General features: G+C 44.6%; 1 protein-coding gene. It reads right to left on the bottom strand.

What is annotated here, in order from left to right; all coding sequences use genetic code 11:
* Positions 1 to 224, bottom strand: a 224-nt coding sequence (locus tag KNP76_RS15730; protein WP_371816289.1) for an HTH domain-containing protein, incomplete at its 3' end; no start/stop codon positions are given.
* Positions 225 to 251: the final 27 nt, after the last annotated feature.

The raw sequence follows: 251 nt of genomic DNA, 5'->3' as shown, positions 1-251 counted from the left end.
GTCCAGCGATTTTTACAAGAACTCATACGCCGTTCACCGAGTACCTCCACATCGAATCCACATCCCCGGAAGATTTCCACAGGGAACTTCCCTTCCAACGTCTGTGCTATAAAGAGTTCCTTGAACTCATCTGTATACGTGATCCCTTTCGGGCTCACAGATTTAACGTAAGGATTTGCGGCTAGCGCATCTATTTCTTTTGACGTAAACATCTTCTTCGACACTCGAATTCACTCCCAATATGATTTAGT

Source organism: Exiguobacterium sp. s150 (assembly GCF_018618435.1).
Taxonomy (GTDB): domain Bacteria; phylum Bacillota; class Bacilli; order Exiguobacteriales; family Exiguobacteriaceae; genus Exiguobacterium; species Exiguobacterium alkaliphilum.
The sequence above is the reverse complement of the archived record's forward strand: the minus strand, read 5'-3'. Positions and strand labels throughout refer to the sequence as shown.